Below are 14,607 nucleotides of genomic sequence, written 5' to 3'. Positions count from 1 at the left end.
CAAATTACGAAGCGACACTCAGCAAATGACGGGCCGTTATGGCCGGGCCGTCGATAAGGGTTATCTTTACCGGGCATGAAACGTATGACACCGATCCGGGCAACCGCCCTGCTGGCGGGCCTTCTGGCCTTCGCCGCCTGCCGGAAAGAAGCCGACACGAGCCTCAGCTACGACCAGCAATTGCGCCGCGGCTGGCTCACCGATACTACCTGGACCTTCGAGTGGGCCGCCCTCGACCTCGATCGCGACGGCGACGCCGACCAGTACATCCAGCCCGGTACGATGGCCGACTGCGTATTCGACAACGCCTATACGTTCCTGCCCAACGGCAGCGGCGACGCCTACGACAGCACCCACCGCTGCGACACCAATGTGGCCGTCCACGCACCCTTTGCGTGGTCGCTGGCCGACAACGACCAGGCCCTCACCGTGACCGGCACCAAGCTGTTCGGCATCGGCGGGCGCCTGCGGATCAACTACCTCGATAACCGGGTGCTTACCGTATCGCGCGACACGCTTGTGCCCGACCCGCTCGTGGCGCAACCCATCACCGCCTCGCTGATCATCAGCATGAAACACTGACTATGAGGAACCTGCTGCTTGCGACTACCGTGCTGCTGGGACTGTTACTGCTGCAAAGCTGCCAGAAAGAGCTCAGCTTCGAAGGGGGTGGCCTACCACCGACGACACGCCGCTGTGTTTCCTGCACGTACCTGCCCTTCTGCGATTCCTCGGAATTCACCTACCTCGTAGACGGCACCGATACGCTCGGCGGACCGGTCTTTCTTAGGAACGACACCACGGTCAACGGTGTGCCCTTCGCGCAGGTGAGCGCCATCCCGGGCATTGGCCGCGGTCTTCTATACAGCTGCGCCGCCGGCGACTACCGCCTCGCCTTCCCGTTGTCGGAGCTGGGCCTAAATGCCGACTCGATCCGCCAGCTGATGGCGCCGCTGCTGGATTCCCTGCTGCCCGTACCCGCGGATCCTAATTCATTGCTGATCCCCGATGTGCTGTATGCGACGGTGCTCCAATCCAACAATGCCCAGGGTTCCGCCTGGCTGGATACGCTTACGGCGATCACGATCCCCTTCGGCACAGCGCCGCTTGTTTTCAACCTGCGTGTGTACGCCGGCATCGAGTATACCTACCTGGAAAAGGACGCCACCCGCACGGTGCTGGGCACCACCTATAGTAAGGTGCAGCACGTGCAGGGCAAACCAAAGATCGGCGTGACCGTGCCGGTGCCGGTGCCGCTGCCCATTCCTGCCGTTGACGCGCAGATCGATTTCTACCTCGCCAAAGATGTGGGCGTCATCGAAATGGCACAGCGCGACTCCAGCGGCGTGCAACATTCCGCGCAATTACTGCGTTACCGGCTCTAATATGGAGGCGAAGGGAAAGAAGGTTTTTCACCGCAAAGAAAAAAAGAGAATAAGGTATTCGCGAAGAGATATGAAACGTCCCGCCGATGGCGGGACGTTTCTATTGTTTTTAGAAGACGCATATGATGCGTCTCTTAGCGTACCAACTTCTTTTCTTCTTCTCTTAGCGGTTCCGAACCTTCTTTTTCTTCACAACCTTGTTACCCGAGGTACTTCGCCACGATCGGCAATCTCCGTCCCACCCCGAATGCCTTCGCCGATACACGGATGATGGGACAAAATTGCGCGCGCTTGTATTCGTTCATATTTACCAGCCGCAGGATGCGGTTCACCAGCGACTCGTCGAAGCCCTGGGCGATGATCTCGCGGGGCCCCTGGCGGAGCTCGATGTATTGGTACAGCACGCGGTCGAGCACTTCGTAGTCGGGGAGCGAGTCGGAGTCTTTCTGCCCGGGGCGGAGCTCGGCGCTCGGCGGCTTTACAAGGACGTTATTGGGGATGACCTCTTCGTTGCGGTTGATGTAGCGCGCGAGAGCGAACACCTGCATCTTGTACAGGTCGCCGAGTACGGAAAGTCCGCCGGCCATATCGCCGTACAGGGTTCCATAGCCCGTGGCCAGCTCGCTTTTGTTGGAGGTATTAAGCAGGATGTAGCCGAACTTATTGGCCAGCCCCATGAGCAGGTTGCCGCGGGTTCGGCTTTGCAGGTTTTCCTCGGCCACGCTGAACGGGCGGTCGCCGAAGATGGGCTTCAGCGACGTAAGGAGCGCATGGTAAACCGGTGCGATGGGAATGATGTCGTGCCGGTTGCCCAGGTTCTCGCTCAGCTTGACGGCGTCGGCCACGGAATGATCGGTGGAATATTCGGAGGGCAGCAGCAGCACGTGCACCGCGTCTTTGCCAAGAGCTTCCACGGCAAGGGCCTGCACCACGGCACTGTCGATGCCGCCGGAGGCGCCGAGGGTCGCTTTGCTAAAGCCCATCTTGCCGAAGTAGTCGCGGATGCCCAGGATGAGGGCGTCGTGGATCTCGCTGATGTTCTTTTCGTCGGTGAGGTAATGGAGCGTATCGGTGTCGCGGCCCACTTCCACGGCCGAATAATAATACTTGTGCGCAACCGCCGGCGTCGCTGCCTTTTTCTTCAAATCGTCCAGGTCGAAGAGCGCGCCGTCTTCCTTAAAGAAAGCCAGCTCGCGCACCAGTTGCCCGTTGCAGTCGTACACCACCGAACCGCCGTCGAAAACGATCTCGGTTTGCGAGCCGACCGTATTGCAATAAAGCATCGGCAGCCCGTATTTCACCGTATGCGCTTCCACGATCGAGCGGCGCACGGTATCCTGTGCAAAATTGTAGGGCGATGCCGACAGGTTGACCAGCACGTCGGGGCGCTCCCGGATCAGGTGCTCCATCGGCGTTTCGCGGTAGGTGGGGTTGTCGCCGAGGTTCCAGATATCCTCGCAGATGGTCACCGCCAGCTTGTGGCCGTTGAAGTCGATACACTTCCACGAAAAGGCCGGCTCGAAGTAGCGGTTCTCGTCAAACACGTCGTAGGTGGGCAAAAGGGTCTTGTGCACTTCGGCCCTGATCGCTCCATCGTGCAGCAGGAAGGCGGCGTTGAACAGGTCCTTACCCGCTTTCTGCGGGTTGCGGGCGGGTGCGCCGACCAGCACGCCGAGGTCGCCGGCATAGGCTGCCAGTTCTTCCAGCGCTTCGTAGCTCTGGCGGATAAAGTCGTTGAACTCGAGAAAGTCGCGCGGGGGATAACCGCACACGCACAGCTCCGAAAACACCGCCAGGTCGGCGCCGGCACCGCGGGCCGCATCAATGCCTTCCTTTATTTTCGCCACGTTGGCGGTGAAGTTGCCGATATGATAATTCTGCTGCGCGAGGTAGATCTTCATGTGAATTAGTTAATTGGTCTATTGGTTAATTGGTCCTTGGGCAATCCTCAGGATGACAAAACCAATGTGTCACGCTGAGCGTAGCCGAAGCGCAAAACCCTAAAAACCTTAAGAACCATCAGAACCTTAAGAACCTTGGCTAAATTGCCGCAAAGTTCCGGAAAAGCCCATGACGCGTCCCTTCTTCTTTCTTGCAATTTTGATGCTCTTCGCCGCCTGCCGCCACGACGACCGGCACCCCGACATTTCGAAGATCAAGGTGTCGCTCGAAACCGATCGCTTCGAACGCGACTTTTTCCGCATCGATTCCAATAAGGTGGCTGCGGGTCTTGCCGCGCTGCGCAATGGGCACCCCGCTTTTTACGGCGACTTCGTGAACCAGGTGCTCGGCATCAATCCCGCCGACAGCAACGGGCAGCTCGTGGTGCGTTACATGCTCCGCGATTACCGGCCCATCTACGACAGCATCGACCGCAAGTACCGCGACTTCGACGATGTGCGCAAGGACCTCGAAGAAGGCTACCGCTATGTAAAATACTATTACCCCGACTACGCGGTACCGCGCCGCCTCGTCACCTTCATCGGTCCGCTGGATGCCGAATGGACGGCCATCAGCACCGACTATATCGCCGTGGGCCTGCAGGCTTTCGCGGGAAAGAACTTCTCGGTATACAGCGCCCCCGATGTGCAGCAGATCTATCCGCTGTACATCTCGCGCCGCTTCGACCGCGAGTACATCGCTCCGACGGCAATGAAGAACGTGGTGAATGAGCTCTACCCCGACCTGAGCACCGGCCGGCCGCTGCTGGAGCAATTGGTGGAGAAAGGCAAGCAGCTGTACCTGCTCGACCACTTGCTGCCCGACGCCCCCGACTCGCTGAAGACGGGCTACACGGGCGCCCAGCACCAGTTTATCGCGAAAAACGAAGGCAACATCTGGACGCAGCTGCTCCGCAACGAAAACCTTTACAGCATCGACCCGGTGACGCTGCAGACCTATATCGGGGAAGCGCCCTTCACCCAGGGTTTGCCCGAAGAGGCGCCCGGCAACCTCGGCCCCTGGCTGGGCTGGCGCATCGTGCAGGCCTACGCTGCCCGCCACGACAAGCTGAGCCTGAAAGAAATCCTCGCCACGCCGGCGAAGACGGTGTATGAAGAGAGCCGGTACAAGCCGAAGTAATCGGGCGGCGTGAGCCGTGAGCCGTGAGCGCTTAAGCCTGATTACGAAAGAACGGAGGCCCAAGGCTTCCGTTCTTCATTGGTAGGTAGGCTTTCCTTTCTTCAGGAAGGGCCGAAAATGGGTTTCACGGCTCACGGCTCACGGCTCACGAAAAGGAAAGCCCCCACCGGAGGCAGGGGCTCTTCGTGGTTCGTGAGCCGTGCACCCGGCTTACAGCCCAGGTGCACGATTCACGGAGCACGCTCCTTTATAGGTATCCATAGTTAACGTCGACTTTGCAGGTATCCGTTCCGGTGGGCGGGCCGTCGGAAGGAGGTGTCAGCAACCGGAGCTTAGTTGTACTTGAAGGGGGTGATCATCTCGAACGCCGGGATGTTCACTTCAAACAACTGCTTCGTGTGCAGGTTCTCCATCAGGTAGGTGCCGTGCATCCGGCCCATCTCGGTGTGGAGGTTGCATCCGCTCACGTACTGGTACTCATCGTGGGCGTTGATGACGGGCTGCATGCCCACCACGCCTTCGCCTTCCACCTCGCGGTATTCACCGTCGGAGTCGAAAATGTACCAGTGACGGCTGAGCAGCTTCACCGGGAACGAGTTGTTGTTTTCGATGGTGATGCGGTAGGCAAACATGAACTCCGATTGGAGCGGGTTTGAATAGTCTTGTTGGTAGAATGTCTCCACGCTGATTTTCACCCCCTCTGATATTTTGGATACCATACTACAAGTTTAAATTAACTTATTCAAACCCGGTACCAATAATTCCGGGAAAAGGCCTTCGTACAATAGATTCCCCACTCCTAATTTTGCGGGCACAAAATATACCCAACCAACGGGGAAAGAAGCCGTCGCGAAAGGCGCGGCAGGTGGCACCCGGCCCCTCCGGGCGGGCCGTTGCCGGGCCCTTTTCCGTTAAAAACCAAAAGTTTAGATCATGAAAATCGCTGTAGCCAAAGGAGATGGGATCGGACCGGAGATCATGGACGCCGTATTGAGCATCTTTGCCGCCAATAAAGTGGACCTGGAATACGAAACTGTGGAAATGGGTAAATGGGTCTTCGATAAAGGGTACTCCAATGGCATGACGCCCGAGGCGCAGGCCACCATCGAACGCCTCGGCATCCTCTTTAAAGGCCCCATGGAGACACCAAAGGGCAAAGGCGTCAAGAGCGTGAACGTGACGGCCCGCAAGACCTGGAACACCTACGCCAACAAACGCACCTTCCAGACCCTGCACGGTGTGGACACCGTTTTCTCCAAGGCCGGCATCCCCATCGACATCACCATCGTGCGCGAAAACATCGAGGACACCTACGGCGGCATCGAGCACATGCTCACCCACGACGTGGCCCTCTCCCGCCGCTTCATCACCCGCCCCGGCTCGATGCAGGTGATCCGCTACGCCTTCGACATGGCCCAGAAAAAGGGCGCCCGCCGCATCACCTGCGGCCACAAGGCCAACATCATGAAGCTCACCGACGGCCTCTTTCTCGACTGCTTCTACGAGGTAGCCAAGGAATACCCCGACCTCAACGCCGACGACAAGATCGTGGATGACCTCGCCATGCAGCTCGTGGTGAAGCCCGACCAGTACGACGTGATCGTGATGACCAACCTCCAGGGCGACATCATCTCCGACCTCTGCGCCGGTCTCGTGGGCGGGCTCGGCTTTGCCCCTTCGGCCAACATCGGCGACCACATCTCCATCTTCGAGGCCGTGCACGGCACCGCCCCCGACATCGCCGGGAAGAACATCGCCAACCCCACGGCCCTGCTGCTGTCGGGCCTGGCCATGCTGCGTCACCTCGGCTTCCGCGAAAACGCCGCTGTTATCGAAAACGCGCTCCTCTATACCCTCGAGCAGGGCATCCGCACCGGCGACTTCGGCGACCGCTCCAAGCCGGCCGCCAACACCACCGAGTTTGCAGCAGCCATCATCGCCAACTTCGGCCGCGTGCCCGAGCAGGGCATGAAGCCCAGCCTGGCCAACGTGCCCGGAACGGCCGCCGTATGCCGCCTCGAGCACAACACCATGATGGTGAGCCGCGAGATCAGCGAGGAAAAGATCATCGGCGCCGACGTCTTCATCGAAAGCTCCGAGAACCACGACGAGGTGGCCCGCAAATGCCTCCAGCACACCGGCGACCTGTTCAAGCTCGTGACCATCTCCAACCGCGGCACGCAGGTATGGCCCAAAGGCTCGGTATACACCAACCTCGTCAACCAGTATACTTGTCGTTTCGAAAGCGTGGGCGAGGAGGCCGTTACCCAGACCGACATACTGGAGCTCCTGAAGCGCCTCACCGCCGACTTCAAGATTTGCTCCACCGAGCTGCTCAATATGTGGGACGGGAAGAAGTCGTACAGCCTGGCACAGGGCCAGTAGGCCCGGCCCATCCCCTAGCCCCTTCCCGAGGGGAAGGGGAATAAAAAAGCCCGGATCGCTTTGCGATCCGGGCTTTTTGCTTAATGAAGCAATGATTTAAAGTAAGCTTGTCGTAGTAAGGAATCTTCAACCTAAGTGCCCCCTTCGGGGGACAGGGGGCTAATCCATCTGCCACATCAGCCAGAACCAGAACCGGTACAGGAGCACCAGCGCCATGAAGCAAAGGGCGATCATGTAAACGGAATTGCGCTGCTTGCGCACGTCGTCGTGGCGAAAGCCGTGGGCGAGCTGCCGCAGCGACAGGGCCGCCTGCAGCAAAACGATGGCCGCTACGGCCAGGAAGAGCAGGGTGATTGCCATTTGCTTGAGCTCGTTCATCCGCCACCGCTTTTTTTCGTTCCGGTATAACCGTTCTTCAGCAGCCAGCCGATCACCTTTTCGCGCTGGTCGCCCTGCACCAGGGCTTCGCCGTCTTTGACGGAGCCGCCGGTGCCGCAAAAACCCTTGAGTTTTTTACCCAGCTCTTCGAGGTCGGCCGGGGTGCCCACGAAGCCAAAGACGACCGTGGTGGGCTTGCCGCCGCGCTTTTCGAGCATCACGCGCAGCTTCTGGCTGGCGGGCGGCAGCGTTTCTGCAGCCCCGCCCTCCTCGGGCTGGAACTGGAAATTCGGGTCCGTGCTGTACACGAAGCCGCTTTTATCGGGTTTCTTCTTGCTCATGACTGCTGCAAACTAAACTACAAACGACAAACCCCAAACCACAAACTAGACGACCACTGCCTTCAAGCTCAGGTCAAGGCTCTGTGCCTGGTGAATGAGCCCGCCCACGGATACATAGTCCACGCCTGCGGCCGCATAGTCGCGGATGGTGTCCCGGTTGATGCCGCCGGAAGCTTCCGTCTCGAAGGTGCCGCCGATGAGGTCAACGGCCTCTTTCACCAGTTGCGGCGTAAAGTTGTCGAGCATGACGCGGAATACTTTGCCGCCGCCGATGCGGAGTACGGTGCGCACATCGTCGAGCGAGCGCGTTTCCACCTCGATCTTCAGGTCGGGGCGGTAGCGCTGAACGTAGTCGGCGGCGCGCTCCACGGCCGCCTCGATGCCGCCGGCATAATCGATGTGGTTGTCTTTGAGCATGATCATATCAAAGAGCCCAAAGCGATGGTTGACACCGCCGCCGATGCGCACGGCCTCCTTTTCGAGCAGGCGGAAGTTGGGCGTCGTCTTGCGCGTGTCGAGCAGCTTCGTCTGGTAGCCTTCGAGCAGTTCCGTATAACTACGGGTGAGGGTAGCGATGCCGCTCATGCGTTGCATGCAATTGAGCACGAGGCGCTCGCACTGCAGGATGGTATGCACAGGCGCGTCCACCTCGAAGGCCTTCTCCCCCACCGTCATCGCATCGCCGTCGGCCTTGAAGCGGGTAAACACTGCGGCGGGATACTGGTGGCGGAAGATCTTTTCGGCTACGTCGAGCCCGGCCAGGATGCCTTCCTGCTTGATCTTGAGCACGGCCTTTCCCTTTGCGTCGGCGGGAATACAGCACAGGGTGGAGTGGTCGCCATCGCCGACGTCTTCCTGCAGGGCGTTATCGATCAGCTTGTACAACTGGTTGTCGAAGTCAGGGATCATGCAGCGAAGGTAAACAATAGCGTGCCGGAAGTCGTGAGGCGTGAGCCGTGAAGCGTGAGCGCGCAAATTTTTAGATGGGCGCAACCTTCAGCTACGCTCAGGCTGACAATTGTCAAGGTGAGCTTGTTGGACCATGCGCCAATCTCAATCATCATAAGAATCTGCGTACTTTCTCTCTGCTTGCCGGTCTAGCCATTCACGAAAAAGGGGCCTTTCAGCGCTTTTTTTTTGCGGAAGGCTTTGTAAACAATACAAACCGGGTTTTCATTTTTCACAATAGGGTTTGTACGTCTTACAAAGTGGGTTGTCAAAACAAACAATCAGGTTTGTAAGGCGTACAAAGTGGATTGTCGATTCTGCGATCGGGTTTGTAAAACGTACAAAGTTCATTGTCGAAACTGCCGACCGGGTTTGTAAGCCGTACAAAGTGGATTTCCAATTGAGAAACCGGGTTTGTGAAGCGTACAAAGTGGGTTGTCATTTCTTACAACCGGGTTTGTAAGCCTTACAAGAGAAAAAGCGGCTTATAGAAACACAAGAGCGCCTGTTTTTAAAAGGTACACAACTCATCCCCCCTCCCTTGGGGCAAGAGGGTTAGGGGTGGGGCCACGAAAAAGGCCCCTTTCGGGGCCGGGATGGATGGTGGTCTGTCTTTTTGGGGTGGATCTATTCTCCCTCCCCTTCGGGGAGGGCCGGGGTGGGGCTATTGCTGGAAGCGGATCTCGCGAACGAGTTGCTTTCCGTTGCGGCTGGAGAGGTACACCGTGGTGCGGTACGAACCCGAGCGCGTCAGCAGGGTGCCGATGCAGAACTGGTTGCCACCATTGTCGCCCTTGTGCTTCAGCTCGAAGCTCTTCACGCCGTTGTTGGCGAAGAAGTCCTGCAGCACCATGGTGGCCTGCGAGCGGCTGTAGCGGTCGGCCTTGTCGGGCAGCGAGATCTCCACGTTGTCGTCGATGTAGCGGGCCAGCTCGGTGGCGTTGCCGCTGCGCAGGGCGCCGATCACATCGTCCAGGCCGCTCAGGACCCGGAAGGAAAAGAGCGCCACCAACGCAAGACTAAAGAGTAATAGTTTTTTCATAGTGGATGGTTTTCGCCCGCCTCTTGGCTAAAATGGTGCCAGTTGGATGGGATGGGCTTTGAGGGACTAAAATAAACAAAACCTTTGCGATTTGGTAGCTTTGCGCCTTACGGAAAAAGAAATCTATGCCGCAACATAAAGTAGCCCTCGTGATCATGGACGGCTGGGGCCTCGGCCAGGTCGAAAGCGCCGACGCCATCCAGGCCGCCAACACGCCCTTTGTCGATTCGCTGTACAGCCAATACCCGCACACGACCCTCGTTACCTGCGGCGAGCCCGTGGGCCTGCCCGAAGGCCAGATGGGCAACTCCGAGGTGGGTCACCTGAACCTCGGCGCCGGCCGCATCGTATACCAGGAGCTGCAACGCATCAACGTGGCCGTGCGCGACGGCGAGCTGGCCCGCAACGAAACCCTTCTCGCCCTGATCAGCTATGCCCGCAGCAACGGCAAGCCGCTGCACCTGATGGGCCTCGTGAGCGACGGCGGCGTACACTCCCACAGCCGCCACCTGATGGCGCTGCTGGATATCTGCCGGGAACAGGGGCTCCGCGAGGTGTACATCCACGCCTTTACCGACGGCCGCGACACCGACCCGAAAGGCGGCTACAACTATATTAAAGAGATCGAAGAACATGCGGCGGGCTCTGTGGGCACCATCGCCACCGTGAGCGGCCGCTACTACGCCATGGACCGCGACAACCGCTGGGAGCGTGTGCAAAAGGCGTATGACGTACTCGTGCACGGGCGGGGCGAAAGCGCCCATTCCGCCCTCGAGGCGATCACCGCATCCTACCAGAACAACGTCACCGACGAGTTCATCCTCCCCACGGCCATCCTGCGCAACGGGGCGCCGGTGGCGACGATCAAAGAAGGCGATGCCGTTCTTTGCTTCAACTTCCGCACCGACCGTTGCCGCGAGATCACCCGCGCGCTGACGCAGACCGAATTTCCCACCTACGGTATGCACCCGCTGAAGCTTCATTATGCAACGATGACCGAGTACGACGCCACCTTCCAGGGCGTGCAGGTGCTCTTTCACAACGACAACCTCAACAACACGATCGGCGAGGTGATCAGCGCCGCCGGCCTGAAGCAGATCCGCATTGCCGAGACCGAAAAATACCCGCACGTCACTTTCTTCTTCAGCGGCGGCCGCGAGCAGCCCTTCGAAGGCGAGCAGCGGATCATGGTGCCGTCGCCCAAGGTGGCCACCTATGACCTGCAGCCCGAAATGAGCGCCGTGCCCATCACCGATGCCATCGTTGCCGAGCTGGCGCGCGGGGAGGCTTCCTTCGTGTGCCTCAACTTCGCCAATGCCGACATGGTTGGCCATACCGGCGTCTGGGAAGCGGTGATCCGCGCCGTGGAAACCGTCGACAGCTGCGTGGCCCGCGTGGTTACTACGGCGCTGGCCAACGGCTATACCGTGTTTCTCACTGCCGACCACGGCAACTCCGACTATATGATCAACGCCGACGGCTCGCCCAATACGGCCCATACCACCAACCCGGTGCCCCTCTTCGTGATCGACAAAGACTGGAAGGGAACGCTGCGGCCAGGCAAGCTCGGCGACATCGCCCCCACCATCCTGAGCATGATGGGATTGCCGGTGCCCGCCGAAATGACCGGTCAATTGCTCATCGACCCGGCCTGAGTAAAATCAGGAGTGCTTTTGCAACTGTGCAGGAACTTTAGTGCTGTAAATTCACCATCATGGGTAAACGTATTTTACTGATCATCGCCGCCATTCTGGTCATCATTCAATTCATCAGGCCGGAGCGGAACCTGCACCCCGGAACGCAAACCGCCAGTATCGGGCGCGCCTACCCTGTGCCCGCACCGGTGCAGGGCATCCTGGAAAAGGCCTGCTACGACTGCCATTCCAACAACACCCGCTACCCTTGGTACAGCAACATCCAGCCCGTGGGCTGGTGGCTCGAGCGCCACGTGAACGAAGGCAAACGCGGGCTCAACTTCGACGAGTTTGCCGGCTACACCCACCGCCGGCAGTCCAAGAAAATGAAGGAAGCGGCCGAGCAGGTGGAAAAGGGCGAGATGCCGCTGGATTCCTATACCTGGATCCACAAGGACGCCGTGCTGACCGCCCAGGAACGCAGCACGCTCATTGCCTGGGCCCACGATGTGCAGCGCCTGGCTGCCGACAGCACGAAGCCCGATACGGACTGAGGGCGTGAGGGCGTGAGGCGTGAGGCGTGAGGCGTCAGCCGTGAGGCGTGAGGCGTGAGGCGTGAGGAGTCTCCAAGAAAGAACGGATGCCTGCGGCATCCGTTCTTCGTCGCCGCGCATTGCGGGCTCACGTCTGACGCCTCACGCCTCACGCCTCACGATTTTTTTCGCCCCATGCAGCATTTCCCGACGGCAATTGTCTAACTTACAGGCACACCACACGGAAGCTTATGACCGAGGAAGACCTCTTACACGGATGTTTAAAAAACAACGCTTCGGCGCAGAAGGAACTGTACCTCCGGTTCAGCTCCAAAATGCTCGGCGTGTGCTACCGTTATGCCCATAACCGGGAGGATGCCGAGGATATGCTGCAGGAAGGATTCATCAAGGTCTTTTCGCAGATCCGCAGCTTTGAGAACCGCGGTTCGCTGGAAGGCTGGATCCGGCGTATTATGGTGCATACCTGCATCAACATCCTCAAGAAAAACAAGAAATTCAATGAGAGCGTGGACCTGATCCATGCCAATACCCTGCAGGTGCGCGAGGACGCGATCCCCTCCATCATGCAGGCCAAAGAGGTGGTGGAATGCATCCGCCTGCTGCCGATCGGTTACCGTACGGTGCTGAACCTCTTTGCGCTCGAAGGTTTCTCGCACCGCGAGATCTCCGACATGCTCGACATTGAAGAAAGCACCAGCCGAAGTCAGTATACCCGGGCCAAGGCGATGCTGGAAGACATTTTAAAAAAGAAAAATATCCTGGTGCCCCGCTCTTCCGAATGGATGTCCGTGGCTGCCAGGCGATAACCGCTTGCTTTAGACGAAATACCATGAGGCGAAAATTTACAGATGATTCGTTGGAAGACTTTCTGAAACAGAACGCAGACCGGTTTCAGATGCGCCCTTCCGACAAAGTGTGGAAGGGCATTTCAGACAACCTGAAGCGCCGCAACCGCCGCATCGGCTGGTTCACCGGCTTCTTCCTGCTGGCGGCTTCCGTATCGGGCTACCTCCTAACCCAGCAGGCTTCGCCCGATTCAACCCCGCTGGGCTACCAGCAGGCCGGCGAAGGCAACAGCGGCGGCGGCAACAGCACCGAAGCCGCCGGCACCGAAACCGCCCCCAGCACGGGCAGGTTGGCATCGGGCGCCGTCTTCGCAACCGGCGCCTCCGAACTGCAGAATGGCAATAATACCAGCGGCACCGGCGCCAACAACGCCGCCACGGCCCGCGTGACCCGCTTCCGCAACGGCTCCCGCGCAGGGCAGTCCGCTTCCGGGCCTATTCATTCCAACGCGCACGGCTCCTCGATTTCGGAACGCCGCAACGGCTCCGATGACCTCGACCGGATGTATACCGACGCCTCGCTTGCCGAGCCCGCCACCGGCCTCCGCGCCCAGAACAACAACGCCACGGCCGCCGACCGCAATGCCCTGCTGGCCCGCCTCGCTCCCGAAGACCGCCTCAGCGTTCAGTTCTTTGTAACGCCCACCCTCAGCTACCGCTCGCTGACCGAGAATAAAGACTTTACACAGACCGTGCCCCAGGCCAACGCCGACCCGAGTACGATGGCCCTTTACAACATCAACGATGCCGTGACGCACAAACCCAGCATCGGCCTTGAAGTTGGCCTCTCGGCCAAGTACGCCGTAGCCCGCAACCTGAAGATCCAGGGCGGCGTGCAGTTCAACGTCAGCCGCTACCAGGTGCAGGCCTTCGACAACTACGCCCCGCAAACGGCCACGATGGCTTATAACGGCGGCGGCTCCACGCAGCGCAGCACACCCTACAGCAACATCGACGGCGGCGGCAGCAAGGAAAAACTCCAGAACATGTACTTCCAGGTGTCGGCACCCATCGGCCTGGAGCTGAAGATCGCCGGAAATAGCCGTACCCAGTTCGGCATCACCAGTACCATCCAGCCCACCTACGTCCTCAGTGACCGCGTGTATATGCTTTCCACCGATTACAAGACCTACGCGGAAGTGCCCTGGCTCGTTCGCCGCTGGAACGTCAATACCGCCCTTTCCACGTACGTAGGCTACTCCACCGGCAAGCTGGCCTGGCAAGTGGGCCCTCAGGTACGCTACCAGCTCATGTCGAGCTTCGTGAGCAAATACCCCGTGAAGGAAAACCTGTTCGACTTCGGCCTCCGTGTGGGTGTTTCGCTCAACAAAGGAGCGCACTGACGATGACGCGATTTCTGTCCCGAATGTATCCGATCCCGGCCCCTGGCCGGGATCGTTCGTTGATCCCTAATTTTGGAGCTATGAAATACCTGCTGCTCGGTTGGACAATGCTGCTGCTGGTGGCCTGCCGCGACCGGAAGGAAGAACCTGCCCCCGACAACTCCGAGCCCTTCAAGGCCCTCTCGTTCATCAAGAGCCAGGTGCGCGACGTGGATACGGGGCTCTACAACATCCGAAAGATCGTTCACTTCAACGGCCGCTCCGACACGAGCTCCATCTCCCGCGAACAGTTCCGGAGGGAAGCCGCGCCCTTCCTGCAATTGCCCGACATTGCTTCCCCTGACCAGCGGAAGGGCTACACCGAGCAAAACCTCTTCGACGAAACGCTGAACCGCGTTGTGCTTTTTTATACGGCCAAAGACCCCGAAGCCCCGCTGCAGCGCCAGCAGGTGCTCATCGACCCCAATGAGGGCGGCGGCCTCGTCAAGACCCTCATCTTCGACTACTACGAAAAGCAGGGCGACTACTCGGTGCACCGCAACCTCGTGTGGACCACCAACGACCATTTCCAGATCTCTGAAAGCGTTCCCGGCCCCGGTGGCACTGAGCGGATACGCCGCACCGAAGTACTCTGGAACGATTTTACCAGCGTTAGCCGATAAGGAGCCGCA

15 protein-coding genes are annotated in these 14,607 nt (G+C 59.1%); 9 read left to right on the top strand and 6 right to left on the bottom strand.

What is annotated here, in order from left to right; genetic code table 11:
* The first annotated feature begins 75 nt into the window (after window positions 1-75).
* Both E0486_RS06000 and E0486_RS05995 read left to right on the top strand, forming a co-directional pair.
* Window positions 76-582, top strand: a complete 507-nt coding sequence (locus E0486_RS06000; protein ID WP_131851240.1) for a hypothetical protein — start codon at window positions 76-78, stop codon at window positions 580-582.
* 2 nt (window positions 583-584) lie between these two features.
* On the top strand, window positions 585-1,385 hold the full coding sequence (locus tag E0486_RS05995) for a hypothetical protein (protein ID WP_131851239.1): 801 nt from the start codon (window positions 585-587) through the stop codon (window positions 1,383-1,385).
* A 200-nt stretch (window positions 1,386-1,585) separates the two neighbouring features.
* Here E0486_RS05995 and E0486_RS05990 read toward each other — a convergent pair whose 3' ends face one another.
* Complete coding sequence (locus E0486_RS05990) at window positions 1,586-3,286, bottom strand: NAD+ synthase (RefSeq protein ID WP_131851238.1); 1,701 nt, start codon at window positions 3,284-3,286, stop codon at window positions 1,586-1,588.
* Window positions 3,287-3,455: 169 nt separating this feature from the next.
* Here E0486_RS05990 and gldB point away from each other — a divergent pair, with 169 nt between their 5' ends.
* Window positions 3,456-4,466 (top strand): gliding motility lipoprotein GldB, encoded by a 1,011-nt coding sequence (gene gldB, locus E0486_RS05985; RefSeq protein WP_131851237.1) that lies wholly within the window; start codon window positions 3,456-3,458, stop codon window positions 4,464-4,466.
* Window positions 4,467-4,798: 332 nt separating this feature from the next.
* Here the strand turns inward: gldB and apaG are convergent, their stop codons facing one another.
* Entirely contained in the window at window positions 4,799-5,185 is a 387-nt protein-coding gene (gene apaG, locus E0486_RS05980) for a Co2+/Mg2+ efflux protein ApaG (RefSeq protein WP_131449253.1), read from the bottom strand.
* A 214-nt stretch (window positions 5,186-5,399) separates the two neighbouring features.
* On the opposite strand from apaG, the gene E0486_RS05975 reads away from it, so the two are divergent.
* Window positions 5,400-6,851 (top strand): NADP-dependent isocitrate dehydrogenase, encoded by a 1,452-nt coding sequence (locus E0486_RS05975; protein WP_131851236.1) that lies wholly within the window; start codon window positions 5,400-5,402, stop codon window positions 6,849-6,851.
* Between the two features lie 159 nt (window positions 6,852-7,010).
* Here E0486_RS05975 and E0486_RS05970 read toward each other — a convergent pair whose 3' ends face one another.
* From E0486_RS05970 to E0486_RS05955, 4 genes are all read right to left on the bottom strand, one after another.
* The gene (locus E0486_RS05970; RefSeq protein ID WP_131851235.1) at window positions 7,011-7,229 is read right to left on the bottom strand and encodes a hypothetical protein; all 219 of its coding nucleotides are present in this window, start codon (window positions 7,227-7,229) and stop codon (window positions 7,011-7,013) included.
* On the bottom strand, window positions 7,226-7,570 hold the full coding sequence (locus E0486_RS05965; protein ID WP_131851234.1) for a translation initiation factor: 345 nt from the start codon (window positions 7,568-7,570) through the stop codon (window positions 7,226-7,228). The genes E0486_RS05970 and E0486_RS05965 overlap by 4 nt, the downstream gene beginning before the upstream one ends.
* Before the next feature lie 45 nt (window positions 7,571-7,615).
* Entirely contained in the window at window positions 7,616-8,479 is an 864-nt protein-coding gene (nadC, locus tag E0486_RS05960) for a carboxylating nicotinate-nucleotide diphosphorylase (RefSeq protein ID WP_131851233.1), read from the bottom strand.
* Window positions 8,480-9,182: 703 nt separating this feature from the next.
* Window positions 9,183-9,560, bottom strand: a complete 378-nt coding sequence (locus tag E0486_RS05955; protein ID WP_131851232.1) for a DUF4783 domain-containing protein — start codon at window positions 9,558-9,560, stop codon at window positions 9,183-9,185.
* Between the two features lie 125 nt (window positions 9,561-9,685).
* Here E0486_RS05955 and gpmI point away from each other — a divergent pair, with 125 nt between their 5' ends.
* From gpmI to E0486_RS05930, 5 genes are all read left to right on the top strand, one after another.
* Window positions 9,686-11,215, top strand: coding sequence for a 2,3-bisphosphoglycerate-independent phosphoglycerate mutase (gene gpmI / locus E0486_RS05950; RefSeq protein ID WP_131851231.1), 1,530 nt, complete (start codon window positions 9,686-9,688; stop codon window positions 11,213-11,215).
* Window positions 11,216-11,274: 59 nt separating this feature from the next.
* The gene (locus E0486_RS05945; protein ID WP_131851230.1) at window positions 11,275-11,748 is read left to right on the top strand and encodes a heme-binding domain-containing protein; all 474 of its coding nucleotides are present in this window, start codon (window positions 11,275-11,277) and stop codon (window positions 11,746-11,748) included.
* A 230-nt stretch (window positions 11,749-11,978) separates the two neighbouring features.
* Window positions 11,979-12,554 (top strand): RNA polymerase sigma factor, encoded by a 576-nt coding sequence (locus tag E0486_RS05940; protein WP_131851229.1) that lies wholly within the window; start codon window positions 11,979-11,981, stop codon window positions 12,552-12,554.
* An 89-nt stretch (window positions 12,555-12,643) separates the two neighbouring features.
* Window positions 12,644-13,936, top strand: a complete 1,293-nt coding sequence (locus E0486_RS05935; RefSeq protein WP_131851228.1) for a hypothetical protein — start codon at window positions 12,644-12,646, stop codon at window positions 13,934-13,936.
* A gap of 80 nt (window positions 13,937-14,016) precedes the next feature.
* On the top strand, window positions 14,017-14,598 hold the full coding sequence (locus E0486_RS05930) for a hypothetical protein (protein ID WP_131851227.1): 582 nt from the start codon (window positions 14,017-14,019) through the stop codon (window positions 14,596-14,598).
* Window positions 14,599-14,607: the final 9 nt, after the last annotated feature.

Origin of the sequence: Flaviaesturariibacter aridisoli (assembly GCF_004343705.1) — a bacterium.
Lineage (GTDB): Bacteria > Bacteroidota > Bacteroidia > Chitinophagales > Chitinophagaceae > Flavisolibacter > Flavisolibacter aridisoli.
Note: the sequence above shows the minus strand (reverse complement) of the source record. Positions and strands in the feature narration are given on the sequence as shown.